Source organism: Peptoniphilus senegalensis JC140 (assembly GCF_000321025.1).
Lineage (GTDB): Bacteria > Bacillota > Clostridia > Tissierellales > Peptoniphilaceae > Peptoniphilus_A > Peptoniphilus_A senegalensis.
The window spans coordinates 551,878-576,672 of the sequence record NZ_HE610718.1 but is presented as its reverse complement, the minus strand read 5'-3'; the positions used below and the strand labels follow the sequence as shown (position 1 = coordinate 576,672).

27 protein-coding genes and 2 tRNA genes are annotated in these 24,795 nt (G+C 30.9%); 17 read left to right on the top strand and 12 right to left on the bottom strand.

Translation table 11 applies throughout. The features are described 5' to 3' along the window. Window positions 1-55 precede the first annotated feature (55 nt). Window positions 56-132 (top strand) — tRNA-Arg (locus PTSHG_RS07205). A gap of 37 nt (window positions 133-169) precedes the next feature. On the opposite strand, the gene cutA is transcribed toward PTSHG_RS07205, so the two are convergent. Then, entirely contained in the window at window positions 170-487 is a 318-nt protein-coding gene (gene cutA / locus PTSHG_RS07200; RefSeq protein ID WP_019108220.1) for a divalent cation tolerance protein CutA, read from the bottom strand. 137 nt (window positions 488-624) lie between these two features. Here cutA and PTSHG_RS07195 point away from each other — a divergent pair, with 137 nt between their 5' ends. Further along, the gene (locus tag PTSHG_RS07195) at window positions 625-957 is read left to right on the top strand and encodes a phage holin family protein (RefSeq protein WP_019108219.1); all 333 of its coding nucleotides are present in this window, start codon (window positions 625-627) and stop codon (window positions 955-957) included. Window positions 958-1,208: 251 nt separating this feature from the next. Here PTSHG_RS07195 and PTSHG_RS07190 read toward each other — a convergent pair whose 3' ends face one another. The 10 genes from PTSHG_RS07190 to dnaA form a co-directional block, all read right to left on the bottom strand. Beyond that, window positions 1,209-1,874, bottom strand: a complete 666-nt coding sequence (locus tag PTSHG_RS07190) for an HlyC/CorC family transporter associated domain-containing protein (RefSeq protein ID WP_019108218.1) — start codon at window positions 1,872-1,874, stop codon at window positions 1,209-1,211. Then, window positions 1,874-2,659 carry a SigB/SigF/SigG family RNA polymerase sigma factor gene (locus PTSHG_RS07185; RefSeq protein WP_019108217.1) on the bottom strand — a complete coding sequence of 262 codons (786 nt, stop codon included), beginning with the start codon at window positions 2,657-2,659 and terminating at the stop codon, window positions 1,874-1,876. Before PTSHG_RS07185 ends, PTSHG_RS07190 begins: the two co-directional genes overlap by 1 nt. Window positions 2,660-2,668: 9 nt before the next feature. Further along, window positions 2,669-3,019, bottom strand: a complete 351-nt coding sequence (locus tag PTSHG_RS07180) for an ATP-binding protein (protein WP_019108216.1) — start codon at window positions 3,017-3,019, stop codon at window positions 2,669-2,671. Between the two features lies 1 nt (window position 3,020). Then, window positions 3,021-3,332 (bottom strand): STAS domain-containing protein, encoded by a 312-nt coding sequence (locus tag PTSHG_RS07175; protein WP_019108215.1) that lies wholly within the window; start codon window positions 3,330-3,332, stop codon window positions 3,021-3,023. 8 nt (window positions 3,333-3,340) lie between these two features. Next, on the bottom strand, window positions 3,341-5,770 hold the full coding sequence (gene gyrA, locus PTSHG_RS07170) for a DNA gyrase subunit A (protein WP_019108214.1): 2,430 nt from the start codon (window positions 5,768-5,770) through the stop codon (window positions 3,341-3,343). Between the two features lie 9 nt (window positions 5,771-5,779). After that, a complete protein-coding gene (gyrB, locus tag PTSHG_RS07165) occupies window positions 5,780-7,693 on the bottom strand; it encodes a DNA topoisomerase (ATP-hydrolyzing) subunit B (RefSeq protein ID WP_019108213.1) in 1,914 nt (637 codons plus the stop codon). A 13-nt stretch (window positions 7,694-7,706) separates the two neighbouring features. Next, on the bottom strand, window positions 7,707-8,783 hold the full coding sequence (recF, locus tag PTSHG_RS07160) for a DNA replication/repair protein RecF (RefSeq protein ID WP_019108212.1): 1,077 nt from the start codon (window positions 8,781-8,783) through the stop codon (window positions 7,707-7,709). Next, entirely contained in the window at window positions 8,780-8,992 is a 213-nt protein-coding gene (locus PTSHG_RS07155) for an RNA-binding S4 domain-containing protein (protein ID WP_019108211.1), read from the bottom strand. Before PTSHG_RS07155 ends, recF begins: the two co-directional genes overlap by 4 nt. Before the next feature lie 2 nt (window positions 8,993-8,994). Further along, complete coding sequence (dnaN, locus tag PTSHG_RS07150; protein ID WP_019108210.1) at window positions 8,995-10,089, bottom strand: DNA polymerase III subunit beta; 1,095 nt, start codon at window positions 10,087-10,089, stop codon at window positions 8,995-8,997. 148 nt (window positions 10,090-10,237) lie between these two features. Next, the gene (gene dnaA / locus PTSHG_RS07145; RefSeq protein WP_019108209.1) at window positions 10,238-11,587 is read right to left on the bottom strand and encodes a chromosomal replication initiator protein DnaA; all 1,350 of its coding nucleotides are present in this window, start codon (window positions 11,585-11,587) and stop codon (window positions 10,238-10,240) included. Between the two features lie 432 nt (window positions 11,588-12,019). On the opposite strand from dnaA, the gene rpmH reads away from it, so the two are divergent. From rpmH to PTSHG_RS07090, 13 genes are all read left to right on the top strand, one after another. Continuing rightward, a complete protein-coding gene (gene rpmH, locus PTSHG_RS07140; protein ID WP_019108208.1) occupies window positions 12,020-12,154 on the top strand; it encodes a 50S ribosomal protein L34 in 135 nt (44 codons plus the stop codon). 8 nt (window positions 12,155-12,162) lie between these two features. Further along, complete coding sequence (gene rnpA, locus PTSHG_RS07135) at window positions 12,163-12,498, top strand: ribonuclease P protein component (protein WP_019108207.1); 336 nt, start codon at window positions 12,163-12,165, stop codon at window positions 12,496-12,498. Further along, window positions 12,495-12,710 carry a membrane protein insertion efficiency factor YidD gene (yidD, locus tag PTSHG_RS09675; protein WP_082210741.1) on the top strand — a complete coding sequence of 72 codons (216 nt, stop codon included), beginning with the start codon at window positions 12,495-12,497 and terminating at the stop codon, window positions 12,708-12,710. Before rnpA ends, yidD begins: the two co-directional genes overlap by 4 nt. A gap of 18 nt (window positions 12,711-12,728) precedes the next feature. Further along, on the top strand, window positions 12,729-13,460 hold the full coding sequence (locus PTSHG_RS07130) for a YidC/Oxa1 family membrane protein insertase (protein WP_019108206.1): 732 nt from the start codon (window positions 12,729-12,731) through the stop codon (window positions 13,458-13,460). Between the two features lie 3 nt (window positions 13,461-13,463). Continuing rightward, entirely contained in the window at window positions 13,464-14,288 is an 825-nt protein-coding gene (gene jag, locus PTSHG_RS07125; protein WP_019108205.1) for an RNA-binding cell elongation regulator Jag/EloR, read from the top strand. 88 nt (window positions 14,289-14,376) lie between these two features. Next, the gene (mnmE, locus tag PTSHG_RS07120; RefSeq protein ID WP_019108204.1) at window positions 14,377-15,756 is read left to right on the top strand and encodes a tRNA uridine-5-carboxymethylaminomethyl(34) synthesis GTPase MnmE; all 1,380 of its coding nucleotides are present in this window, start codon (window positions 14,377-14,379) and stop codon (window positions 15,754-15,756) included. A 6-nt stretch (window positions 15,757-15,762) separates the two neighbouring features. Next, complete coding sequence (mnmG, locus tag PTSHG_RS07115; RefSeq protein WP_019108203.1) at window positions 15,763-17,667, top strand: tRNA uridine-5-carboxymethylaminomethyl(34) synthesis enzyme MnmG; 1,905 nt, start codon at window positions 15,763-15,765, stop codon at window positions 17,665-17,667. Then, complete coding sequence (gene rsmG, locus PTSHG_RS07110) at window positions 17,657-18,349, top strand: 16S rRNA (guanine(527)-N(7))-methyltransferase RsmG (RefSeq protein ID WP_019108202.1); 693 nt, start codon at window positions 17,657-17,659, stop codon at window positions 18,347-18,349. Before mnmG ends, rsmG begins: the two co-directional genes overlap by 11 nt. A 175-nt stretch (window positions 18,350-18,524) precedes the next feature. Continuing rightward, the gene (locus PTSHG_RS07105) at window positions 18,525-19,280 is read left to right on the top strand and encodes a ParA family protein (protein WP_019108201.1); all 756 of its coding nucleotides are present in this window, start codon (window positions 18,525-18,527) and stop codon (window positions 19,278-19,280) included. Further along, entirely contained in the window at window positions 19,273-19,980 is a 708-nt protein-coding gene (locus PTSHG_RS09360; protein WP_238318748.1) for a ParB/RepB/Spo0J family partition protein, read from the top strand. The genes PTSHG_RS07105 and PTSHG_RS09360 overlap by 8 nt, the downstream gene beginning before the upstream one ends. Then, a complete protein-coding gene (locus tag PTSHG_RS10115) occupies window positions 19,968-20,117 on the top strand; it encodes a hypothetical protein (protein WP_238318747.1) in 150 nt (49 codons plus the stop codon). The genes PTSHG_RS09360 and PTSHG_RS10115 overlap by 13 nt, the downstream gene beginning before the upstream one ends. A gap of 3 nt (window positions 20,118-20,120) precedes the next feature. Beyond that, on the top strand, window positions 20,121-21,011 hold the full coding sequence (locus tag PTSHG_RS07095; RefSeq protein WP_019108200.1) for a PhzF family protein: 891 nt from the start codon (window positions 20,121-20,123) through the stop codon (window positions 21,009-21,011). Beyond that, complete coding sequence (locus PTSHG_RS07090; protein ID WP_019108199.1) at window positions 21,011-21,427, top strand: hypothetical protein; 417 nt, start codon at window positions 21,011-21,013, stop codon at window positions 21,425-21,427. The genes PTSHG_RS07095 and PTSHG_RS07090 overlap by 1 nt, the downstream gene beginning before the upstream one ends. A gap of 41 nt (window positions 21,428-21,468) precedes the next feature. On the opposite strand, the gene PTSHG_RS07085 is transcribed toward PTSHG_RS07090, so the two are convergent. Further along, window positions 21,469-21,544 (bottom strand) — tRNA-Thr (locus tag PTSHG_RS07085). 88 nt (window positions 21,545-21,632) lie between these two features. Here PTSHG_RS07085 and glpK point away from each other — a divergent pair. Both glpK and PTSHG_RS07075 read left to right on the top strand, forming a co-directional pair. Beyond that, window positions 21,633-23,120 (top strand): glycerol kinase GlpK, encoded by a 1,488-nt coding sequence (gene glpK, locus PTSHG_RS07080; protein ID WP_019108198.1) that lies wholly within the window; start codon window positions 21,633-21,635, stop codon window positions 23,118-23,120. A 383-nt stretch (window positions 23,121-23,503) separates the two neighbouring features. Continuing rightward, entirely contained in the window at window positions 23,504-24,748 is a 1,245-nt protein-coding gene (locus PTSHG_RS07075; RefSeq protein WP_019108197.1) for an L-cysteine desulfidase family protein, read from the top strand. Window positions 24,749-24,795 lie beyond the last annotated feature (47 nt).

Genomic DNA, 24,795 nt, shown 5'->3' with positions numbered 1-24,795 from the left:
AAGTGTCACAAGTAATTGACACTTCTTAAAATTTTATATAAAATATATTTTATAGGTCTACGTAGCTCAGTAGGATAGAGCACACGCCTCCTAAGCGTGGGGCCGGAGGTTCGACTCCTCTCGTGGACGCCACAAATCACTTGCCAAGGGCAGGTGATTTTTTTATGTCTTAATTGTTGTAAAGTTCAATTACATTTATAACTGGCACTTCATAGGGATGATTTTCTTTTATTATTTTTATAACATCTTCATAATCATCTATTCTTATTCTAAATTCAACTTTATTTTCCATCACATCTTCTATTTTTCCTAGACTACCTATATATGGATTAGCTCCTTCAATTGGTCTAAAATGGCCTATTACAGGTGTTTCTGCATAACAAAAATCATAGTTTTCTTCTTTTAAAAATCCACCTTCATTTACTTTTTCCATTAATTTTTTTGTATTTTCTCTTGGTATAAATACTTCAATTTTTAAAAATTTCATGATAAACCTCCCATATTTTTATACCCAATTTCATTAAAATTTGTTTAAACAATATTATTCTGGTTATAAATATATTAAGAGTTTTATATAAACTATTTAACTAATAAAATAGTTATATTATTCTAGGAGGGAAGAAAATGATAAAATTATTAATTAAAGTTTTAGTAAGTGGATTAGCTATTCTTTTAACTTCTGCACTTTCTATAGGGATTCAAACAGACGGTTACACTACTGCCATTTTAGCAGCTGTTGTAATAGGAGTTTTAGACTGGGTAATAAATAAATTCACAGGTGTAGATGCATCACCTTTTGGTAGAGGTGCCGTTGGTTTTATAGTTGCTGCATTAATTTTATTCATCACAGGTCGAATTGTTGATGGATTTAATGTAACTATTATCGGATCTCTTGTAGGTGCAATTGTTCTTGGTATTGTGGATTCATTTTTACCAGCTGATAAAAAAACAATGTAATATAATTTTTAAGGCTCAAGTTCAACCTCGAGCCTTTTTTTGTGGAATTTTATAAATATCTGTGGATAAATCTTTATTTTTTACATTTTTCTCACATATTATAAAATTTTTTCAAAAACTTATGCACAATTTTTATTTTTTATCTACATTTGTGATTTATTTTATTTTTTATAAACTTTTTTCAAAGTTTTTACAAAACAATTTATAAATTTAAAAAACCTACGAGTTTAAACTCATAGGTCTATAATGAATTATTTATTTTTATTCTCTTTATCTTTTTTCTCGTCAATATTTTCAACTGAAACAGTTTCTATAACTCCACCTGTTGCCATTTTTACTATTTGGAAGATGTAATCTCCATCTTCTACTATTACACCTGTTTCTGCCTCTTCTGCATTCTTTATTAAAAGAGCTGATACATAACCACCAAGTGTAGTTGAGTCTCCTGGTTCTATATCAAATCCATATTTTCTGTTAAGTATTTTTATAGGCGTAGATGCAGAATATTCATTGCGCTCATTTGCCATGCTATCAATATTTACTCCTGTTAATAGGAATTTTCTAGTAGCAAATAAAATTGCTATGGCAACTGTTGCTATGAGTAGGTCAAGCATATTATCCGAGTAGACTAACATCTTTCTTGATATTACTAATAGTATCAAGTGAATTATATTTGTGTCTGTATGTGCGATCATTAAAACTACAAACTCTATTGCTATTACAAGTAAAAGCACATGCGAAAGAAAATTTTGAAATATCTCATAGGATAGAGTTGCGTCATTTGTAATTATTTTAAAATAGTATTTCACAATATCAGGGACTGATATAATTACCCCTGCTATTAACATAATTGATACAACTATTTCAAACATATTTACAAGTTTTAAAAGTGTAACTAGGTACCTATTTCTGTTCATTATACCTCCATAGTCTTAGTTAGTTCTTTTTTCATTTTTTCTAAAACTTTCTTTTCTATTCTAGAGACAGTCATTTGCGAAATATTAAGTTCTTGTGCAATAACAACTTGTGTCTTCTTGTTAAAATATCTATCTATTAAAACAGTTTTTTCAACTTCATCTAAATTTTCCATGGCTCTTTTGAAAAAGTCATTTGATTCAATTTTGTCGAAGTACTTTTCCTCTACTCCTATTAAATCAGAAAGATTAATTTCACTTTCATCTCCTGAGTCATAGGTCATATCAAGAGATTGTGGAGTATAAACTTTTGATGCTTCCATGGATTCCATAATTTCTTCTGGACTTGAATTTAAAAATTCTGCAATTTCATCAATCGTTGGGGTTTTTTGATATTTTTGAGATAGGGTTACAGTTGCATTTGCAATTTTTTTGGATAGCTCTTGAATTCTTCTTGGAACTCTAATTGTCCATCCATTGTCTCTAAAATATTTTTTGATTTCGCCAATTATAGTTGGTGTAGCAAAGGAAGAAAACTCAAAACCCTTATCTGGGTCATATCTCTGTATGGCATAGATTAAACCAATAGATGCCACTTGATATATGTCATCGTAATCTATTCCTCTGCCTGTATATTTTTTAGATAAAATTTCTGCGATGTAAAGATGCTCTTCTATTAAAATATCTCTTATTTCTTGATCTTCAGTTTCGTGATATTCTTTGAAAAGTTCTTTTCTCTCTTCTTTTGTGAGCCTTCTATCTAAATTGTTGTATTCTTTTAAATTCATAACAAATCCTTACAATTTTTTTGACAAAATAAATGTATTTCCTTCAAAAAAACATTCATCTACAAGAGAGTCTATGATAATTTTTGCAAGAGATAACTTCTCGCATGCTTCTAATTTTTCTTCTTCAATTTCACTTACACAAATTTTTATATTTTTTTCATCTTCGATTTCAAATGCTAAGTCAATATAATCTAAAGTAGTAAGATTATTGGCAATATTTAAACTTTCTGTCACTGCCATTTTTAAATCTTCAATTTCTTCAATATTTCTATTTAGAATATTTAAAATTCCAGATAAGGTAAGTCTAACTGTAGAAAAATATTTGGCATCATTAGGTATTTGATATTTAAGTGTATCCATACTAGCTCCTAATTTCAAACATATCTTCAAGTTTAGTTATCTTGAAGAGCTTCATTATTGAATTATTTAGATTTTCAATTACAATCTTATTACCATCTTTTTCTATTTCTTTTAAGATATAAATTAGTGAACCGAGACCTGTTGAGTCTAGATATTCAAGATTTTTGCAGTCAAATAAAATATCTTTTTTGTCCATCTCATAAATCTTTATAGATTTTTCTTTAAATTTTTTTGTATTATAAACATCAAGTTCTCCCTTGGGATATAAAATTAAAAATTCATCAGTATTTTTTGACTCTAACTTAAATTCCATAAATCCTCCTAATCTCCAATATAATTTGCAACTGCTACAACTTTTGCATCTGTCAAATTCATAAGTTTAACACCAGAAGTATTTCTTCCTTGAATAGAAATATCTTCTGTCAAAATTCTAATAATAATTCCAGAATCAGCAATTATCATAACATCGTCTTCTTTTTCCACTACTGCAGCAGAAGCTACATCTCCAGTCTTTTTAGTAATTTTATAAGTTAAAAGACCTTTGCCGCCCCTATTTTGTGGTCTATATTTAGAAATTTCTGTTAATTTTCCAAATCCATTTTCAGATATTACAAGTAAATATTTGTCTTCACAGACAAGATCAGATGAAACTACAATATCATCATCATCTAAATCAATTGACTTAACTCCCATAGAATTTCTTCCAGATTTTCTGACTTGTTCTTCATTAAATCTTATGGCAAGACCTTTTTTAGTTACAAGTATTACATCTTCTTCATCTTTAGTCAAATGAACATCAATTAACTTGTCATCTTCATTTAATTTTATAGCAATTATTCCAGATTTCCTAATATTTTTATAATCTTTGAAAGGAGTTCTCTTTATAAGTCCCTTTTCTGTAACCATTAAGAAATTCATTTCAGGGTCATATTCTTCCACTGGAATTATTGAAGTAACTCTTTCCCCTTCTTGAAGATCAAGTAGATTAATAATCGCAGTTCCCCTTGATGTCCTTGAGTCCTCTGGTATTTCGTATGCCTTTAGTTTAAATACATTTCCAAGAGATGTAAAAAATAAAATCATATCATGAGTAGAAGTTACAAAAAGTTCTTTGACAAAATCTTCATCTCTCATATTTCCAGAAGAAACTCCTCTGCCACCTCTTTTTTGTGGCTTATAAGTTCCCTCGCTCATTCTCTTGATGTAGCCAAATTGAGTAAGAGTTATTACAACATCCTCTTTCTTTATGATGTCTTCAATCTCTATATCAGTATTTCCATTAGAAATTACAGTTCTTCTAAGGTCACCATACTTTGATTTAATTTCAAGAAGTTCTTCTTTTATTAGATTCATAAGTACATCATTGTTTTCCAAGACTTCTTTAAACCATTTTATGTCAGCCATAAGCTTTTCATATTCAGCTTCAAGTCTTTCTCTTTCAAGTCCTGTAAGTCTTCTAATTCTCATGTCCAAAATAGCTTGAGATTGGGCATCAGTTAACTTAAATTCTTGATAGAATTTTTCCTTTGCTTCATTGTCATCCTTTGATGACCTTACAATTTTTATAATTCTGTCAATATTATCTAGGGCAATAAAAAGACCTTCAACTATATGAGCTCTCTTTTCAGCCTTGTCTAAGTCAAATTTTGTTCTTCTAGTGACTACTTCAACTTGGTGGTCAACATAATATCTTATGATTTCCTTTAAATTTAAAATTTCTGGTTTTCCATTTACAAGTGCAAGATTTATAATTCCAAAAGTTGTTTGCATTTGCGTGTTTTTGTAAAGCTTATTTAAAACAACTTCTGCATTGGCATCCCTCTTTAATTCAACAATTATATTTATGCCCTTTCTATTAGAAGCATCTGTAATATTTGAAATACCATCAATTACTTTATTTTTTGCAAGGTCAGCAATTTTCATTATAAGTGCAGATTTATTTACTTGATAAGGAAGTTCTGTAATTACAATTTTTTCACGATTGTTTTTAAAACTTTTTATTTCTGCAATAGCTCTTACAATTACTTTACCTCTGCCCGTTTCATAGGCTTCCTTTATTCCTTCAGTTCCCATGATTTTGGCACCTGTAGGAAAGTCTGGTCCCTTTATTATTTCATTTAATTCAGAAATAGAAATATTGTCGTTGTCAATGTAAGCTATGATTCCATCAATTGATTCATTCATGTTGTGTGGAGCCATATTTGTAGCCATACCTACAGCTATACCACTTGATCCATTTACCAATAAATTTGGAAATCTTGCTGGAAGTATAGTTGGCTCTTTTTCATTTTCATCAAAGTTTGGAACAAAATCAACTGTGTCTTTATTTATATCCCTTAGCATTTCTTCTGCAAGCTTAGTCATTCTAACTTCTGTATAACGCATAGCTGCAGCACCATCGCCATCGATATTGCCAAAGTTTCCTTGTCCATCAACTAATGGATATCTAGTGTTAAAATCTTGTGCAAGTCTAACTGTTGCCTCATAAATAGATGAGTCCCCATGAGGGTGATACTTACCCATTACATCCCCAACAAGTCTTGCTGATTTTCTGTAAGGTCCACTTGATGCAAGATTAAGCCCCTGCATTCCATATAAAATTCTTCTGTGAACTGGTTTAAGTCCATCTCTTACATCAGGAAGTGCTCTTGCAACTATTACAGACATTGAATAATCGAGATAAGAAGACCTCATCTTTTTATTAATATCTACATCAAGTATTCCTGATTCTATAAATTTATTTTCAGTCATCTTTCACCCCTATGCATCTATATAATCTGCATAAATTGCATTTTCTGTTATAAATTCTCTTCTTGGTTCAACTTCTGTTCCCATTAAAATTGAAAATGTATCGTCAGCTTCAGATAAATCATCTATATTTACCTTCAAAAGAAGTCTGTTGTCTGGGTTCATAGTAGTTTCCCAAAGTTGTTCTGGATTCATTTCCCCAAGACCCTTATATCTCTTGATATTTATCTTTGCATCACTGTACTCTTTAAGTGCAAGTCTAAGTTCTTTTTCATTGTGACAATATCTAAGTATTTTAGTCCCTTTTTCAATTCCATAAAGTGGAGCTTGAGCAACATATACGTGTCCTTCTTCTATTAAAGGCTTCATGTATCTAAAGAAGAATGTCAATAAAAGTGTCATAATATGTGCACCATCGACATCGGCATCGGTCATGATTATAATTTTGTCATACCTAAGCTTACTTATGTCAAATTCTTCTCCGATTCCTGTTCCAAAGGCTGTTATCATGGCACGAATTTCAGAAGAATTAAGCATCTTATCTAATCTTGCCTTTTCAACATTCATTATCTTACCTCTTAGAGGAAGTATCGCTTGGTAAGCTGAATCTCTTCCGTCAGTAGCAGAACCTCCGGCAGAATTACCTTCCACTAGGAATATTTCATTTTTTCCTGGGTCATCATTTTGACAATCCTTTAATTTTCCAGGAAGAGTCATGGACTCAAGGTTGTTTTTCTTTCTAGTTAAGTCTCTAGCCTTTCTAGCAGCTTCTCTTGCTCGCCTTGCAGAAAGTGCCTTGTCTAAAATTTGTTTTCCAACTTTTGGATTTTCTTCCAAGAAAACTGCCAAGTCTTCAGATAAAACAGAGTCAACAATTCCTCTAGTTTCAGAATTACCTAATTTTCCCTTAGTTTGTCCTTCAAATTGTGGGTCAGGAAGTTTTACACTTATTACGGCTGAAATTCCTTCCCTGACATCTTCGCCTGATAGGTTTTCCTCTTTTTCCTTTATAATATTATTTTTCCTGCCATAATCATTTAAAGTCCTTGTTAAAGCAGATCTAAAACCTGAAAGGTGACTTCCACCTTCTTCAGTATTAATATTATTTGCAAAAGAAAGAACAACTTCTGAATATGAATCTGTGTATTGGATTGCAATTTCTACTGCAGTTTCTTCTCTAATTTCATCTATATAAATAATTTCGTCATGAATTGGCTTTTTCTTTTTATTTATAAATTCAACAAAGGATTTAATTCCACCTTCATAGTGGTAAATTTCATTTAAGTCTTTTCTTTCATCAATAAATTCAATTTTAATTCCCTTATTTAGAAAAGCCATTTCTCTAAATCTCTTAGATAATACTTCATCAGAAAATTCTACAGTTTCAAAAATTGTATCATCTGGCTCAAAATAAATTGAAGTACCAGTATCTTCCTTTTTAGTTTCTCCAATTACTTCAAGTTCACTTTTCTTGATGCCTTTAGAAAACTCTTGTCTATAAATTTTGCCATCTCTTTTTACTGTGGCAACTAATTTATTGGAGAGAGCATTTACTACAGATACACCTACACCATGAAGTCCACCAGAAACTTTGTAGGCAGAGTTATTAAATTTTCCACCTGCGTGAAGTATTGTAAGTACAGTTTCTACTGTAGATTTACCAGTTTGTGGATGGATTGCAACAGGAATACCTGAACCATTGTCAGAAATTTCTACATAGCCATTTTTATCAATTTTTATAATTATATGGTCGCATATACCAGCAAGAGCTTCATCTATTGAATTATCTACAACTTCATAAACTAGATGATGTAGACCTCTTGGTCCAGTAGAACCAATATACATACCAGGTCTTTTTCTAACAGGATCTAGTCCCTCCAAAACCTGTATGTCCGATGCGTCATAATGTCTTTCGTCTTTCGCCATTTTATCTCCTATTCTAATACATTACTTTACCTTCACTTATTCTATAAAAATTTGCATCAACTGATTTTAAAAAGTTATCAGTCTCTGTTGTAGTAATAAATGTCTGTAAATCCTTTAATGAATGTAACAAATACCTACTTCTATTGGAATCAATTTCTGAGAAAACATCATCTAAAAGAAGAAGAGGTTTTATTTTATATAAATCTCTTATTAAATCTGCTTCAGCTAATTTTAAACTAAGTACAATGCTTCTCTGTTCACCTTGCGAGCCATAACTTTTAGAAGAAAATTTATTGATTTTAAAATCTAAATCATCTCTGTGAGGTCCAATAGTTGTATATTTCTTCTCCATGTCCTTATTAAGAGAATCCTTCATGAGTTTAAAATAGTTTTCCATTAGCTCCCTTTCGTCTACTAAAACTGGAACTGTAGAAAGATAAGTAATATTCAAGTCATCGCCAGAAATTAATTTATAATGCTCTCTTGCTATTTCATTTAACCTCTTTATTGTTTTTAGCCTCATTATAATAATCTTTGTGCCATTTTTTACAATTTCTCTGTCATAAACATCTAAGAGATTTTTATCCATATTCATCTTCAAGAGTCTATTTCTCTCAAATAAAAGTCTCCTATATCTATACATATAAAAATCATAATTTAAGTCAATATTTGAGAGCAAATCATCTAAAAATTTTCTTCTGTCCTTTGGTGAATATTTTATCATATTGAGATCGTCTGGATTAAAAAGAACTACAAACCTGGATTTTCTGTACTCCTTTGTATTTACCTTTTCATCATTAATAAACAATTTCTTATTTTCAAAATTTGAAATTTCAACTCGAAAGTCATCCTTGTAATCATCAATATTATATCTAGTAATAATACTAGAAGAATTTTCATCAACATTTATTAAGTCCTTATCCTTTGGGTTTCTAAAGGAATTAGCCCTTATAGACATATAAATTGATTCTATTAAATTTGTCTTTCCTGAAGCATTTAAGCCGTAAAGCACATTTACATTTTCACCAGGAATAAAATCTAAACTCTTGTAATTTCTAAAATTAAAAAGCCTTAGATATTTGAGTTTCATTTCTCACCAATTACAAATTCATTTCCATCAAAGGAAATTTTGTCTCCCTTGTATAATTTTTTTCCTCTTCTAATTTCTATTTCTCCGTTAACTTTTACAAGCCCTTCTTTTATCAAAGTCTTGGCAAGACCTCCTGTATCACAAAGTCCTGTTAATTTTAAAAAAGAATCTAGTTTTATAAATTCAGTGTCTATAATTATAGTTTCCATATTTACCCCGCAAGTCTTACTGGAAGAACTAGATATATATAGGAGTCATCTTCAGACTCAGTTATAATAAGTGGATTAACTGAATCAGTGAAATTTAACACAATATCTTCTGACTCTAGTATTTTTACTCCATCTAAAATATATCTTGAATTAAAAGCAATATCCAAAGTATCTTCATGTTCAGAAGTCTTAACTTTTTCAAAGACATCTCCAATTTCTGAATTGCTCTTAATATCCATATAACTTTCATTTATGTTAAGTTTTATTAGATTTGCTCTATCTTCTCTTGCAAGAAGTGAGGCTCTTTCTACTGCAAGTTGAAACTCTCTCTTTGAAACAGTAGTTGAAATTTTATTTTCATCTCTTAAAAGTGCATTATAGCTAAAGAAATCTCCACTTAATAGAGTGCTATAAAATACAGTATCATCAAATTTAAAGACTATATTATTTCTAGAAATATTAAGAGTTACATCTAGATCATCATCTATTATTTTTACAAGCTCATTTAAAGACCTTGACGGAATAATAATTGAGTTCTCAATTCCAGTTTCCTTCTCAAGTTTTTGAATTGCCATTCTGAAACCATCTAGGGCAACAAAGTTTATAAAACTTTTCTTTATATCCATTAAAACACCAGTAAATACAATTCTTGATTCGTCAGTAGAAACTGCAAAAGTAGTTCTCTTAACAATATTTTTTAAATCTTTAGCAGAAATATTTATTTTAATATCTTCTTCAACCTTTGGAAGATCTGGATATTCATCAGCTTTTTGTGTAGAAAGATTAAATATAGAATCCCCACATTTTAGGTTCATCACATAATTTTCTACATTAATATTTATAATATCATTTTCAAGTTTTCTAACAATATCTCCAAAAAGTCTTGAATTTATAACTATTTCGCCTTCTCTTTCAACTATGGCATTTAGTTTAGTCTTTATGCTAATTTCTGTGTCAGTAGCAGTAAGTGTTAAAGTATTATCTTTAGCTGAAATTTTTATACCTTCAAGTATTTGCATAGTTGTTCTTTGAGAAATTGCTTTTTGAACTATTGAAATATGTTTTGTCAGTTCTTTTCTATTAACCTTTATTAGCATTTTTTCCTCCTAGAAAATAGTATATTAATTAGTAATAGTAGTAGGGCTTGTGAATATGTGTATAAGTCCATATAATATTTGAGATAAAATAAAATTTAATATTGATAAGTTGTTGATAAGTTATAGACTAATAAAAAGTTATCAACAATCAAGATTTTATTTCTTTTATTAAATTTGTTATCTCTATTTTAAATATAGGATCATCATCTAAATCCTGAGTAATTTTATCGTAAGCGTGAATTACTGTGGAGTGATCACGCCCGCCAAATACATCTCCAATTTTTGGAAGAGACAAATCAGTTAGTTCCCTAGTGATGTACATGGCTATTTGCCTTGGATAAGCAATGGCTTTTGTTCTCTTTCTAGAATTCAAATCATCTGTAGTTAATCCATATTTTTTTGCAACTTCAGCTTTAATAAATTCGGCAGTAATTTGTTTTTTTGCCTTAGTTTCGTAAATATCTCTTAGAACTATAGCTGCAGAATCAACTGATATTTCTGAATCTGTTAGCTTTGAGTAAGCCATAACACGAGAAAGTGCTCCTTCAAGTTCTCTAATATTACTTCTAACATTTTCTGCAATAAAGTTCATAACTTCTTGGCTAACTTCAAAACCCTCAGAATCAGCTTTTTTTCTAAGTATTGCAATTCTTGTTTCCAAATCAGGAGGTCCAATGTCCACTACAAGTCCCCAGGCAAATCTCGAGATTAGCCTTTCCTCAAGACTTTTTATTTCTTTAGGTGGCTTATCAGAAGTTAGAACTATTTGTTTATTTTGCTCGTGAAGTTCATTAAAAGTATGGAAAAATTCTTCTTGAGTCCTATCTTTATCAGCGATAAATTGAATATCGTCGATTAATAGAAGGTCAACCTTTCTATATTTATTTCTAAAGTCTTCATTTTTGTTAGTTTGAATTGAATTTATGAGCTCATTTGTAAATTGCTCACTTGTAACATATAAAATTTTCTTTGTAGGATCTTGCTCTAGTACAAAATGTCCAATTGCGTGCATTAAATGGGTCTTTCCTAGTCCTACACCTCCATATATAAAAAGTGGATTTGAAAAGGCATTTTGTGGATTTTCATAATTTTCAGAAACTGCAAGTGCTGCTGCGTGGGCAAATTCATTGCTCTTGCCAACTACAAAAGTATCAAAAGTGTACTTTGGATTGAGTCTTGAGACATTTAAAAATGTCTTGTTTATTAATCCAGCAGGGTTTGTGTTGCTCGCTTCATCTTCTGAAATAATGCTTATATCAAAATCAATGCCAGTTATTTCCTTTAGAGCATCGCCAACTAAATCAAAGTGTCTCTTATTGTTGGCAAGATAATCTCTTATAAAGGGCGAAGGAACTGTGATTACAATTTTTTTATTGTCGTAATCAATTGATTTTGGAAGCATTCTGGAAAACCAAGTGGAATATGTAACTTGAGACATAGATCTTTTTTCAAGTTCTTTTAAGAAAGATTCCCACATAGTGGAAAGTTCTTTATCCATATATCCTCCTATATTAACAGTTTAAATATTGTTGATAAATTTTGGTTTATAATTAAATCTACAAGTGTTAATAAAACTATGGACAAATAATTATAAACAAGATAATTTTAGTAAAACTGTTGATAAATTTATGTAAAAATTAGATATTAATCAAATTTCAAAAAATAAAAATAAAATTATCAACACTTTATCAACAGAATGTTAATAACTTTATTTATAAACAGTTTTGTTTTTATATACATACATTTCATATTTATCCACATATATTTTAACAAAAAATGTTATACTTATCAACAATTAGGCTTTTTCTAAGATTTTAACTTTTTATTTTATAGTTATAATTTTAATTATAAATTCTATTTATTTGTTGATAATACTTGACAACTTACCCATTTGTAAATAAAATGATAAGGATAGAAAGAGGTGAGGACTTTGAAGAGAACTTTTCAACCAAAAAATAAACAAAGAAAAAGAGAACATGGTTTTCGTTCAAGAATGAGAACTAGATCAGGTAGAGCCGTTATTAAGGCAAGAAGAAGAAAGGGCAGAAAGAGACTTTCAGCTTAGGTTTTATAATGAAGGATTGTTATTTAAAAAAGAATAGTGAATTTCAAAGGGTTTACTCTAATAAAAACATTTCTGGTTCTAGATATATTACTCTTTTTACTGCAAAAAATAATAAAGATTATCCAAGATTTGGTATAACTACTACTAAGAAGATTGGAAATGCAGTAAATAGAAATTTTGTTAGAAGAAGATTAAAGCACCTTTTAAGAGAGAATTCTCATAAAATAAAATCTGATTATGATTATGTATTCGTTGTAAAAAAGGATGCATGTGAATCTGATTTTAATGACTTTAGGAATTCTTTTTTTTCTGTTTTAAAAAGACAAAAGAAGATGATTAAATGAGTAAAATTTGTATGTTTTTAATAAGATTTTATCAAAAATTTATATCTACTTATCTTTTGCCAGGAAGACATTGTAGATTTACCCCAACATGTTCACAATACAGTTATGAAGCCTATGAAAAATATGGATTTTTTAAGGGAACTTATCTCACGATTAGAAGAATTTTAAAATGCCATCCCTTTCATAAAGGCGGTTACGATCCTCTCATTTAATATTGGAGGAATTTATTAATGCATTTAATTAGTTCTATACTTGGCAGATTTGTAAAGCTCATCTATGATGGACTTGCTGCAGTTATGCCACAGGAACCAGCTCAAGTTTCATATTTTGCACTTTCAATTATTATTGCGACTATTATTATTAAGCTTTTAATTTTGCCACTTAATATTTCTCAGATGAAAAATCAAAAGAAAATGGCAAAACTTCAACCAGAGCTTAAGAGAATTCAAAAAAAGTACAAAAATGACCCACAAACTTTAGCTGCTAAACAACAAAAGCTTTATAAGGACAATAATACAAATATTGCAGCAGGATGCCTTCCTATGATTATTACAATGATTGTGTTAATCGCTTTTTATAGAGTTTTTATAAACCCACAAACCTTTGCTTTTACAGACCCAGGTTTTTATGAAGCCATGAACAAGAATTTCTTCTATATAGAAAATATTGATCATGCAGATACAACTCTAATTATGCCAGTAATAGCTGCTGTTTCAACATTTTTAGTAAGTTTTATAACTACTAAGAATCCTGCAACTCAAGGTGCAGGAGCTGATCAAGCTAAGTCTATGATGACTACTATGATGGTTGTAATGCCAATTTTTATTTTTTCAGCGGCGAGAAAATATGCAGCTGGTCTTATTATTTATTGGACTGTTTCTAATATTTTTTCAATAGTCCAACAGCTTATTACTAATAAGATTGTAGAAGATGAAATTGAAGAAGTTGAGGTTAAGGAATAAGTAATGAATTATGTAATTAAAACGGGAAAATCCGTAGATGAAGCAGTAAGAGAGGCTCTAAGCGAATTAAATATTTCTAGAGAAGATGCTGAAATTGAAGTTCTAGATGAAGGTCAAAAAGGTTTTTTGGGGCTAATTGGCTCAAAAGATGCAACTGTTAAAGTTTGGCAAAAAGAAGATGAAACTAAAAGCATTTTAAATGAAATATTTAGCGAAAAAATTGAATCAGAGAAGAGCCAAGATGTAGTTCACAATGATTTTGAACTTGAAATCGAAAATAAGAAAATTTCCACTGAAAAAACTATTGAATTTGTAGATGAAACTGCAAATGAAGAAGAAAAAGTTATAAGTATTGAAGAGGAAAATGAAGAAATATTAAAGGCTGCAAGTGAATTTATTTCAAAAATTCTTGAAACTTTTGAACTTGAAAATATTGTGGAAATGGAGCTTGAAGATAACACTCTAAATATAAGTGTCAATGGAGATGAAAATAAACTTGGAATTTTAATTGGAAAAAGAGGAGTAACTCTTGATTCAATCCAATATATTTTAAATTTGATAGTAAACAAAAAATCTTCAAGATATATTAGAGTTAATTTAGACTCTAGTGGTTATAGAGAAAAGAGAAAGGAAACTCTTATTAATCTTGCAAAGAAAATGGCTAATAAGGTTACTAAGACTGGTAGGTCAGTAAAACTTGAACCTATGAATTCTTATGAAAGAAAAATTATCCATACTGCACTACAAGATTATGAAGGAGTGCTTACACATTCTGAAGGAAAAGAACCTTTTAGGAAAGTTGTAATTCAAAAAGAAAGAAAATATTAAAAGATAATATTTATTGAGGGCTTTATTTTAAAAGCCTTCTTTTTTATTTGCCTTAATTGTAGTAATATATTTTAAAAGGACTGATATAATGGGAAACTTAAATGATACTATTGCTGCAATTTCTACCGCAATTGGCGAAGCTGGTATTGCGATTGTAAGAATGAGCGGCGATAATTCAATAAATATAATAGATAAAATTTTTGTGTCTGCAAGTGGAATTAAAATGGCAGATGCTGAAAATAGAAAATTCATGTATGGTCACATTTTTGACGGTGACAAAAAAATTGATGAAGTTTTAGTTGTTAAAATGAAGGGACCACACTCTTACACTGCAGAAGATATTGTTGAAATTCACTGTCATGGCGGAGTTGTATCTGTAAAGAGAATTTTAAATTTAATTTTATCAAAGGGTGCAAGACTTGCTGAAAAAGGTGAGTTTACTAAAAGAGGTTTTTTAAATGGAAGAATTGATTTAACCCAAGCTGAAGCTGTAATAGATCTTATTAAAGCCAAGACAGATATTTCCTTTGACCTTGGTTTAAATCAACTTGGTGGAGCTTTAACTGAAGTTTTAAATAAATTAAAGGATGAGCTTGTATCTATGCAAGCACTAATTGTTGCAAATATTGATTTTCCTGATGAGGATATAGAAGATGCTGCCTACAATGACTTAATTGATAGAAGTAAAAAGATTTTAGAAAAGATGGATAATCTCCTTGAAAATTCTAAAAATTCAAGACTACTTAGAGATGGAATAAACACAGTAATTTTAGGTAAACCAAATGTTGGAAAGTCTTCTCTTTTAAATGGTCTTTTGAAATATGATAGGGCAATTGTTACAGATATTGCAGGAACGACTAGAGATGTAATTGAAGATTATATCAACTTAGATGGCGTTCTCTTAAAAATTTCTGACACGGCAGGAATTAGAGAAACTGACGATGAAGTTGAAAAAATTGGTGTAAATATTGCAAGAGAAAAATTAAAGGATGCTGATCTTGTAATTTCAATTTTTGATTTATCTAGAGACTTTGATCAGGATGACAAAGAAATTTTAAAATTAATTGAAAATAAAAAACACATTATAATTTTAAACAAGGATGACTTAGAACAAAAAATCACAGATAAAGAAATAGAAAAATATTTTAAAGATGATTATTTGAGGTTATCGGTTATGGAAAACAAATCTGTTTTAAAGGTTGAAAAACTTATTATAGATCTCTTTTTCGATGGAGAGCTCCAAATTTCCTCTGAAACAGTGCTTTCAAACTTGAGACACATAAATGCATTAAAGGAAGCCAAAAAAGACCTTCTAGAGGTAAATGAGAGCCTAAATGAAAAAGTGTTTTTAGATTTAATTGAAGTAGACCTTGAAAATGTAATAGCTCATATTTCTGAAATAACTGGAGCAATTACTACAGAAGATATTTTAGACAGGGTATTTTCTGATTTTTGTATAGGAAAGTAGGTAAAGATGTCAGATATTAAATATTTTGAGGCTGGAGATTTTGACACAGTAGTAATAGGAGCAGGTCATGCTGGAAGTGAAGCTGCGCTTGCTTCTGCAAGACTTGGTGCAAAGACTCTGCTTCTTTGTATAAATTTAGATTCAATTGCACAAATGAGCTGTAATCCAAATATTGGTGGCACTGGAAAAGGACACTTAGTACGTGAAATAGATGCTCTTGGTGGCGAAATGGCAAAAAATATAGACAAGACTTTTATCCAATCTAGGATGTTAAACACCTCAAAGGGACCGGCTGTTCACTCGCTTAGAGTTCAAGCTGATAAAAGAAAGTATCACGAAGAGATGAAGAGAGTTTTGGAAAATGAGGATAATCTTTATCTTGTTCAAGATGAGGCTGTAAGAATTTTAAAAGATGGAAATAAAGTTACGGGAGTATTGACAAAAAATGGGGCAAAATATAAGACAAAATGCGTTGTAATTTGCTCAGGAACTTATCTTAGATCAAGAGTTTTTATGGGAGAAGTAAATTATTCTTCAGGTCCTAGTGGTTTTGGTCCAGCAAATTATCTTTCAGAAAGCTTAGAAAAAGATTTTGGTATGAAGCTTAGAAGGCTTAAAACAGGCACGCCTGCAAGAGTTCTTAGAAAATCAATTGATTATTCAGTAATGAAAGAACAAGCTGGAGACGAAAAAATAATTCCATTTTCTTTTCTAAATATTGACAAAGACTACGATATAAAACAAGAACTTTGTTATTTAACTTATACAACTAAGAAATGTCATGAAATTATAAGAGAAAATATTGGTAGGTCAGCCTTGGCACTTGGCGACATTGAGGGAAAGGGTCCAAGATACTGCCCATCAATTGAAGATAAGGTAACAAGATTTGCAGATAGAGATTCACACCAAGTTTTCATTGAACCTGAAGGACTTACAACTGATGAAATGTACATCCAAGGAGTTTCTTCTTCACTACCAGTTGAAGTACAACATGAATTTTATAAGGAAATAGTTGGACTGGAAAACTGCAAAATTTTAAGACCAGCTTACGCAATAGAGTACGACGCAATTGACGCAACCCTTTTAAAGAGAAGCTTGGAGCACATGGACTACGAGGGATTATTCTTCGCAGGACAAATCAATGGTTCTAGCGGATATGAAGAAGCTGGTTGCCAAGGTCTTGTTGCAGGAATAAATGCTGGATTAAAAGTTTTGGGAAAAGAACCTTTTATTTTAGATAGGTCTGAAGCATATATAGGAGTTTTGATTGATGATTTGGTTACAAAGGGAAGTCGAGAACCTTATAGAATGATGACATCAAGGGCAGAATATAGATTGACTTTGAGACAAGATAATGCTGATTTAAGACTTACTGAGAGAGGCAGAGACATTGGACTTGTAGATGATGAAAGGTATGAAGGTTACCTCTACAGAAAGAAATCAATTGAAGATGAAATAAATAGAATAAAAAAAATTCAAATAAATCCAACAGCAGAAAACAATGAAATCTTAAAAAATCTTGGTTCAACAGAGACTCAAAATTCTTTTTCTCTTTATGAGTTAATTAAAAGACCAGAATTGGATTATAAAAAACTAGCTGTTTTTGACACTGAAAGACCCTTTGTAAGAGATGATGTAATAAGAAACATTGAAATTGAAATAAAATACGAAGGTTATATAAAGAAGCAAGAAATGCAAATAAAGCAATTTAAAAAACTTGAAAACAAAAAACTTTCAAAGGACATTGACTACAAAAATATTGAGGGACTTAGGATAGAAGCGAGAGAAAAATTATCAGACATTAGGCCTGAATCCATTGGTCAAGCATCAAGAATAACAGGAGTTTCTCCTGCTGATATTAATGTACTTTTAATTCATCTTGAACAAATGAGGAGAAAAAATGTTAATTGATTATTTTGAGGAATACAAATTAGATACAAAAAATATAGAAAAATTTGAAAAATTTAAAAAACTCATTTTAGATTATAATGAGCACACTAATCTCACTAGAATAACAGAAGATGAAGAGTTTAATGTAAAGCATTTTTTGGATTCCCTTTCTCTAATTAAGACAAATCTTTTTGATGGAAACAAAAAAGTTATAGATATAGGAACTGGAGCAGGATTTCCTGGAGTTCCTTTGAAACTTTATAATGATGAGCTTGATATAACCTTACTTGATTCACTTAGGAAAAGAATCGATTTTTTAAGTGGAGCAATAGAAGAACTTGGACTTGAAAAAATCTATCCAATTCATGCAAGAGCAGAAGAAATTGCAAGGACAGAAGAATATAGAGAACAATATGAAATTGCAGTATCAAGAGCTGTAGCAAACTTGTCTACCCTAGCAGAGTATGCCATGGCTTTTGTAAAAGTTGGAGGATATTTTGTTTCTCAAAAAGGACCTGAATATAAGGAAGAACTAAAAAATGCAAAAAGAGCAATTGAAGTAATGGGTGGAGAGGTAAAAGACATAATACACACTCCGTTACCAAATGATATAGACCACTATATAATTGTAATAAAAAAAGTTAAAGCAACAGACAAAAAGTATCCAAGGGGCGGAGGAAAACCAAGAAAATCGCCACTATAACAATGTTTTTATAAAGATAAAAACGAGATGCTCTACATAGAGCATTAGAATAAAAAATAAAAATGCTCCACGTGGAGCACAAGCTTCAAAAAATTTTTGGGGCTTATTTTTTTGCATTATCTTTTAAATCATTTTTAAACATGTTATTATTAGTAGTATAGAAATGAGGTAAAAAATGTCTGTTGTAATTACAGTTTTTAATCAAAAAGGTGGAGTTGGCAAAAGCACCACTGTTATAAATTTAAGTTCAGCACTGGCTTTGAGAGGTAAAAAAACCTTAATAGTGGATATGGATCCACAAGGGAATTCAACATCAGGGCTTGGTATTTATGAGTTTAATAATATGATTTACGATTTCTTAATTGATGAAGAAAAAGATTCTATTTATGAGACTGGTTTTAATAAGTTAGACATAATTCCATCTAGTGGCGAATTTGCTGGTGTGGAAATTGAGCTGGCTAAATATGATGCTTGGCAATTCAAGCTTAAAAAAATGATAGACAAAGTAAAGGATAACTATGATTTTGTAATCATAGACTCACCTCCTTCACTTGGGGTATTATCTATGATGTCATTGGTTGCAAGTGACAAAATACTTATACCAGTTCAATGTGAGTATTATGCACTTGAAGGAGTGTCACAGCTCATGGATACAATCACTCTTGTGAGAGATAATTTTAATCCTAATCTTAATATTTTAGGTGTAGTTATGTGCATGCACGATGGAAGGACTAATCTTTCAAATCAGGTAGTAGATGAAGTGCAAAAATTCTTTAAAGAAAAAGTTTTCAAGACTTTTATACCAAGGAATGTTAGGCTTGCTGAAGCCCCTAGTTTTGGGATGAATATATTTGACTATGACTACAAATCTAAGGGAGCAAAGGCATATACAGATCTTGCAAAGGAAGTTATAGGTGAAATAAATGGTTAAAAAAAATGGACTAGGAAGAGGAATAGGAAACTTCTTATCGTCAAGTGACAAGATAAGAGAGGTAATAGAAGAAGAAAGTTCAAAACTTATGGAAGTTGATATTTCAGATATTATTCCAAATGAAGCTCAACCAAGAAAAAACTTTGATAAAGATGAGCTATATGATTTGTCTCAATCCATTAAGAAATACGGCATAATTCAGCCACTTCTTTTAAAGAAAAAGGAAGATAAATATGAAATTATTGCAGGGGAAAGAAGATATAGAGCAGCAAAAGACGCTGGATTATCAAAGGTTCCTGCAATTGTAAAAGATGTGTCAGATGAAATTTCAAGTAGGATTGCAATTATAGAAAATATTCAAAGGAAGGACTTAAATCCAGTTGAAGAAGCTATGAGTTATAAGCACCTATTGGACTCACAAGATTTGACACAAAAAGAACTTGCTGATGAAATTGGCAAGAGTAGGCAATACATTGGCAATACTATAAGACTTTTAAAACTTGATCCTAGAGTTTTAAAGCTTTTGGAAGAGGAAAAGATTAGCACTTCTCATGGGAAAAATCTGCTTTCAATAAAAGATGGCGACAAACAGTATAGAGAAGCCATAAAGATTATAAAAAATTCAATTCCAGTTAATGATAATAAAAAAGCACCTAAGAGAGAAAAAAAGAAGTTGAAGATATTTTCATGGAAGATATAAGAAGTGAAATTGAGAGAGCGCTTGGAACTAAGGTAAGTATCAAAAAAAGAGGTAAATTCGGAAAGATTGAAATAGAATATTATGGCGAAGAAGACTTATCTAGACTTGTCGATTTTCTTTTACAGAGGGCATTATAAGAAATGAAGAGATTTTATACAACATATTTAGTTTCAGCCTTTTCAGATAGGGCATTTATGGGCAATTCAACTGGCGTTGTAATTGATGATGGAAGGCTAACAGATTCTGAAATGGAAAATATTGCAAAGGACATCAACCAATCTGTAATTGTATTTGTAAGAGAACTTGATAGAGACCGTTATTTGACAAGATTTTTTACTCCAGACGGAGAGATAAACTTGTGCGGACATGCCACTGTTGCAACTTTCTATGCTCTCGCTGAAAATGAGTATATTAAAAGTGAAGACGAAGGAATAAAGAAAATTATCCAACATACAAAAATTGGGAAAATTCCAGTGGAATTGGAATACCAAAATGGAAAAATTGAAAATATATACATGAATCTTGATATAAAACTAGAGGAAAAATTTAATAACATCGAAAGAGTTTTAAAAATTCTAAATTTAAGTGAAGATGATATTGGACTTGAAATATTTAAAAATGCTGAAATGGAAAAAATTTCAACTGGAACTTGTGACATAATCGTACCAGTTAAAAATGAAAAAGTATTATCCGCTATAGTTCTTGACAAAGATGAGGCAATTAAGTTTTCAAAAGAAGAAAATATTATTTCTATTCATGCTTTTACTACAAATAACGGAGAAGAAATTAAACAAAGGACTTTTTCTCCAATAATTGGTGAGGATGAAGAATTTGGAAGTGGAACATCAACAGCTGCTACTATGCACTATTTGAGCTCAAATAAAATCATAGAAAACAAGAGCATAACAGCAATACAAGGAGATTATATTGGAAGAATTTCAAAAGTTTACACAAGCCTTATCGAAGAAGAAAATAAGATTCGTGTAGGGGGAAGAGCTTACGTATTTATGAATGGAGTTTTATATTTATAATGGAGAGAAGAGGAAGAAAATCAAATAAATCAAAAATAGTTTTGTTCATATTTTTTGTAGTGATTATGTTTTTTGGAGTTAGCTTAGTTTCATCTAGAAACAAAATCGTGGACATCAACTCAAAAGATGTAGATTATATTGAGATAATTGGGTTTAAAACAGATAATATGAAGACAATAAAGGAAGAAAGAACTGTAAATAAAATAGTAAAAGACTTAAATAGTTTGAGAGGAAAACAAGCAAATAAAGATACGAACGCAGAGATTGCAAACTATATAAATGTCTATTTTACAAGTGGAAACAAGATTTCTTTTGTAAAGACTGGACTTACTATTAGAGTAAATAATATTTATTACAATATAAGCTCAAAAAATTCAAAGATGATAGATAACATAATTGAAAAATATGGAAGATGATAAAAAGCTGGCTTTAATAAGTCAGCTTTTTTAATGTAAAATGGAGCTGATAGGCGGAGTCGAACCGCCGACCTATTGATTACGAATCAATTGCTCTACCAACTGAGCCATATCAGCAAAGATTAAAATAATTATAGCACTTATTAGGAAAAAGTAAAATTGCAAAAAACTCTATCATTAATGGTATAATAAGGAAGGTGATTATATGAAATACATAATGGCATTTGACGCAGGTACAACATCTGCAAGAACTATAATTTTTGATAAAAAAGGAAATCCAATTTCTGTTGCACAAAAGGAATTAATCAAGCACTTTCCAAAGCCTGGATATGTGGAAGAAGAGCCAGAAGACCTTTGGTCAAAGCAAATAGGTACTGCCGTAGAAGCAATGTCTCGTAAGGGAATCGACCCAAAGGACATAGCAGCAATTGGCATAACAAACCAAAGGGAAACAACTATTGTCTGGAACAAAAAGACAATGGAGCCAGTATATAATGCAATTGTATGGCAATGCAAGAGGACGTCAAAATACTGTGAAGACTTAAAGGAAAAGGGACTTGAAGAAAAAATTAAGGAGAAGACAGGCCTTGTAATAGACCCTTATTTCTCTGCGACAAAAATAAGATGGATACTTGAAAATGTTGAAGGAGCAAGAGAAATGGCAGAAAGAGGAGAACTATTGTTTGGAACTGTAGAGACTTATCTCATATATAAGCTCACAGACGGCGAAGTTCATATCACTGACTACACAAACGCTTCTAGAACAATGCTTTTTAACATAAAAGAAAAGAAATGGGACGATGAATTATTAGAAATTTTTGACATACCAAAATCAATGCTTCCTGAAATTAAAAATTCGAGTGAGGTTTATGGCAAGAGCAAATCAAAATATTTGGGCTGCGAGATACCAATTGCAGCAGCAATAGGCGACCAACAGTCATCACTTTTTGGCACAGCATCTTTTGAAAAGGGAATGGCAAAATCAACTTTTGGCACAGGCGCCTTCATACTTATGAACACTGGCGACAAGCTAATTCGCTCTCAAAATGGGCTTGTATCAACAATTGCTTGGGCCATAAATGGCGAGATAAAATATGCTCTTGAAGGCTCAATTTTTGAAGCGGGTTCTTGTATAAATTTTTTGAGAGATAATTTAAGGATACTAGACCAAGCAGATGATTCAGAATATATGGCGAGTAAGGTAAGTGACACTAACGATTGTTATTTTATCCCAGCCTTTACTGGTCTAGGTGCACCTTATTGGGACCAATACGCAAGGGGATCCATAGTTGGACTTACAGGCTCAGTCAATAAATATCACATAATAAGGGCAGCCTTGGAGTCAATTGCATATCTTAGCTGCGATGTAGTGGAAGCCATGCAAGAAGATTCAAATACAAGAATAAAATCATTAAAAGTAGATGGTGGCGTCAGCAAAAATAATTTCTTAATGCAATTTCTTTCAGACATAGTAGATGTTGAAGTGACAAGACCAAAAGTAGTGGAACTCACAGCGCTTGGAGCTTGTTATATGGCAGGACTTGCAGTTGGATTCTGGAAAAATATTGACGAAATAAAAGAAAATAATGAAATAGAAAAATATTTTGAGCCAACAATGGAAGATGAAGAGAGAGATAAAAAAATGAAGAGATGGCACGAAGCCGTAAAATATTCCATGAACTGGGCAAAATAAAATTAATTAATAATACAAATTGATATAAATATTTGAGATAATTAAGTGTTTTATTATTATCTTATTATAGAAAAGTTGATTATTGGATAATTGCATAATATATATATGAATTCTGATTCATAAAATTTATTAAACTCGTCTCTTTATATAGAAGAGACGTTTTTTAAATCATAAAACTTTATACCAAAGAATTTTACTTATCTTCTTATAAGCTATTTTATTATTTTAAAGTATTTTTCTTGCTATTTTCTATGAAAATTATAATAAGTCAAAGTTCATACAATTCTTTATAGATAAAAAATTTAATATCTACTATTTATTAAGGTTCTTTATTTTTGTTATAATATATTTAAGGAAAATAGATAATACATAAGGAGATTTTTATGGACTATAATGAATTTTTAAGGGAAAAAATGGTGCCTGCCTTCGGCTGTACTGAGCCCATAGCTTTGGCTTACGGCGCTAGTCGTGCAAAATCTATTTTGGGAGAAGAACCAGAAAAGATAATAGCAAGGTTATCGGGCAATATTATTAAAAATGTAAACAGTGTAAAAGTACCGGGCACTGATGGAAGAAAGGGAATAGAAATTTCTCTAGCTGCAGGAGCTTTTTTGGGAGATTACAATAAGAAGCTTGAAGTTTTATCAGGCATTGATAAAAGTAAACTTGATATGTTAGACGATTTAATAACAAATAATCTTTGTGAAATTGAGCTTATACATGAGAAAAAAGGACTTTACATAGACATTATTATGGAAAAGGGAAATAGAAAATCTCAAGTAATTATTAAGGATTATCATACAAATATTATTTATGAAAGCTTAAATGATAAAGTACTCTTTGAAAAGAAGGACCAAGAGGAAACTCAAGAAAATAAAATTGATTTGTCCTTTGATCAAATTTATGATTTTGCAAAAAATGGAAATTATGAGAACATAATAGATATTTTGGATAAGGAAATTGACTACAATTATGCAATTGCAGAGGAGGGCATAAAAAATCCTTGGGGTGCAAATATTGGCAAAATGGTTTTGGAAGATGCTTTTGATAATTACAAGGAAAAACTTGTTGCTTACGCTGCAGCAAGCTCAGATGCCCGTATGTCAGGTTGCGAAAAACCTGTTGTAATAAATTCAGGTTCTGGAAACCAAGGCATAACAGTTTCTGTTCCAATAATTATTTACGCTAAGGACCATGACATAGCAAAAGATAAATTATACAGATCGTTAATTTTTGCAAATTTAATTGGTCTTTATATTAAAGAAGGCATTGGAGAACTTTCTGCCTATTGTGGCGTTGTGTCTGCTGCCGCAGCTTCCATCTGTGGACTTGCCTTTATGAAAGGCGAGGATAGAGAAACAATAAAGGAAATCCTTACAAATGCCCTTGCAACAAATTCAGGAATTATTTGCGATGGTGCCAAGGAGTCCTGTGCCATAAAAATTGCATCAAGCCTAAAGATGTCATTTCTTGCTTACAAGCAGGCAAAGGAAGGTAACTCCTTTAAGCCAGGAGATGGTATTGTAAAAGGCGATATTGATGACATGATAAAAACTGTTGGTCACATTGCAATGGACGGGATGAAAGAAACTGACGAAGTTATTTTAAAAGAAATGATAGATAAATAAAAGTTCCATAATATAAAAAAGGCGAGATCTTTGCGACCTCGTCTTTT

Bases quoted from the DNA above. Each gene is read 5' to 3' on its own strand.
- rnpA (WP_019108207.1), top strand. From the start codon at position 12,163: ATGAAGGATTGTTATTTAAAAAAGAATAGTGAATTTCAAAGGGTTTAC.
- gyrB (WP_019108213.1), bottom strand. From the start codon at position 7,693: ATGGCGAAAGACGAAAGACATTATGACGCATCGGACATACAGGTTTTG.
- PTSHG_RS07075 (WP_019108197.1), top strand. From the start codon at position 23,504: ATGGACTATAATGAATTTTTAAGGGAAAAAATGGTGCCTGCCTTCGGC.
- PTSHG_RS07130 (WP_019108206.1), top strand. From the start codon at position 12,729: ATGCATTTAATTAGTTCTATACTTGGCAGATTTGTAAAGCTCATCTAT.
- PTSHG_RS09360 (WP_238318748.1), top strand. From the start codon at position 19,273: ATGGTTAAAAAAAATGGACTAGGAAGAGGAATAGGAAACTTCTTATCG.
- PTSHG_RS07105 (WP_019108201.1), top strand. From the start codon at position 18,525: ATGTCTGTTGTAATTACAGTTTTTAATCAAAAAGGTGGAGTTGGCAAA.
- gyrA (WP_019108214.1), bottom strand. From the start codon at position 5,770: ATGACTGAAAATAAATTTATAGAATCAGGAATACTTGATGTAGATATT.
- mnmE (WP_019108204.1), top strand. From the start codon at position 14,377: ATGGGAAACTTAAATGATACTATTGCTGCAATTTCTACCGCAATTGGC.
- cutA (WP_019108220.1), bottom strand. From the start codon at position 487: ATGAAATTTTTAAAAATTGAAGTATTTATACCAAGAGAAAATACAAAA.
- PTSHG_RS07090 (WP_019108199.1), top strand. From the start codon at position 21,011: ATGGAGAGAAGAGGAAGAAAATCAAATAAATCAAAAATAGTTTTGTTC.
- glpK (WP_019108198.1), top strand. From the start codon at position 21,633: ATGAAATACATAATGGCATTTGACGCAGGTACAACATCTGCAAGAACT.
- PTSHG_RS07095 (WP_019108200.1), top strand. From the start codon at position 20,121: ATGAAGAGATTTTATACAACATATTTAGTTTCAGCCTTTTCAGATAGG.
- dnaA (WP_019108209.1), bottom strand. From the start codon at position 11,587: ATGGATAAAGAACTTTCCACTATGTGGGAATCTTTCTTAAAAGAACTT.
- yidD (WP_082210741.1), top strand. From the start codon at position 12,495: ATGAGTAAAATTTGTATGTTTTTAATAAGATTTTATCAAAAATTTATA.
- jag (WP_019108205.1), top strand. From the start codon at position 13,464: ATGAATTATGTAATTAAAACGGGAAAATCCGTAGATGAAGCAGTAAGA.
- PTSHG_RS07195 (WP_019108219.1), top strand. From the start codon at position 625: ATGATAAAATTATTAATTAAAGTTTTAGTAAGTGGATTAGCTATTCTT.
- PTSHG_RS07175 (WP_019108215.1), bottom strand. From the start codon at position 3,332: ATGGAATTTAAGTTAGAGTCAAAAAATACTGATGAATTTTTAATTTTA.
- mnmG (WP_019108203.1), top strand. From the start codon at position 15,763: ATGTCAGATATTAAATATTTTGAGGCTGGAGATTTTGACACAGTAGTA.
- PTSHG_RS10115 (WP_238318747.1), top strand. From the start codon at position 19,968: ATGGAAGATATAAGAAGTGAAATTGAGAGAGCGCTTGGAACTAAGGTA.
- PTSHG_RS07155 (WP_019108211.1), bottom strand. From the start codon at position 8,992: ATGGAAACTATAATTATAGACACTGAATTTATAAAACTAGATTCTTTT.
- recF (WP_019108212.1), bottom strand. From the start codon at position 8,783: ATGAAACTCAAATATCTAAGGCTTTTTAATTTTAGAAATTACAAGAGT.
- dnaN (WP_019108210.1), bottom strand. From the start codon at position 10,089: ATGCTAATAAAGGTTAATAGAAAAGAACTGACAAAACATATTTCAATA.
- PTSHG_RS07180 (WP_019108216.1), bottom strand. From the start codon at position 3,019: ATGGATACACTTAAATATCAAATACCTAATGATGCCAAATATTTTTCT.
- PTSHG_RS07185 (WP_019108217.1), bottom strand. From the start codon at position 2,659: ATGAATTTAAAAGAATACAACAATTTAGATAGAAGGCTCACAAAAGAA.
- rsmG (WP_019108202.1), top strand. From the start codon at position 17,657: ATGTTAATTGATTATTTTGAGGAATACAAATTAGATACAAAAAATATA.
- PTSHG_RS07190 (WP_019108218.1), bottom strand. From the start codon at position 1,874: ATGAACAGAAATAGGTACCTAGTTACACTTTTAAAACTTGTAAATATG.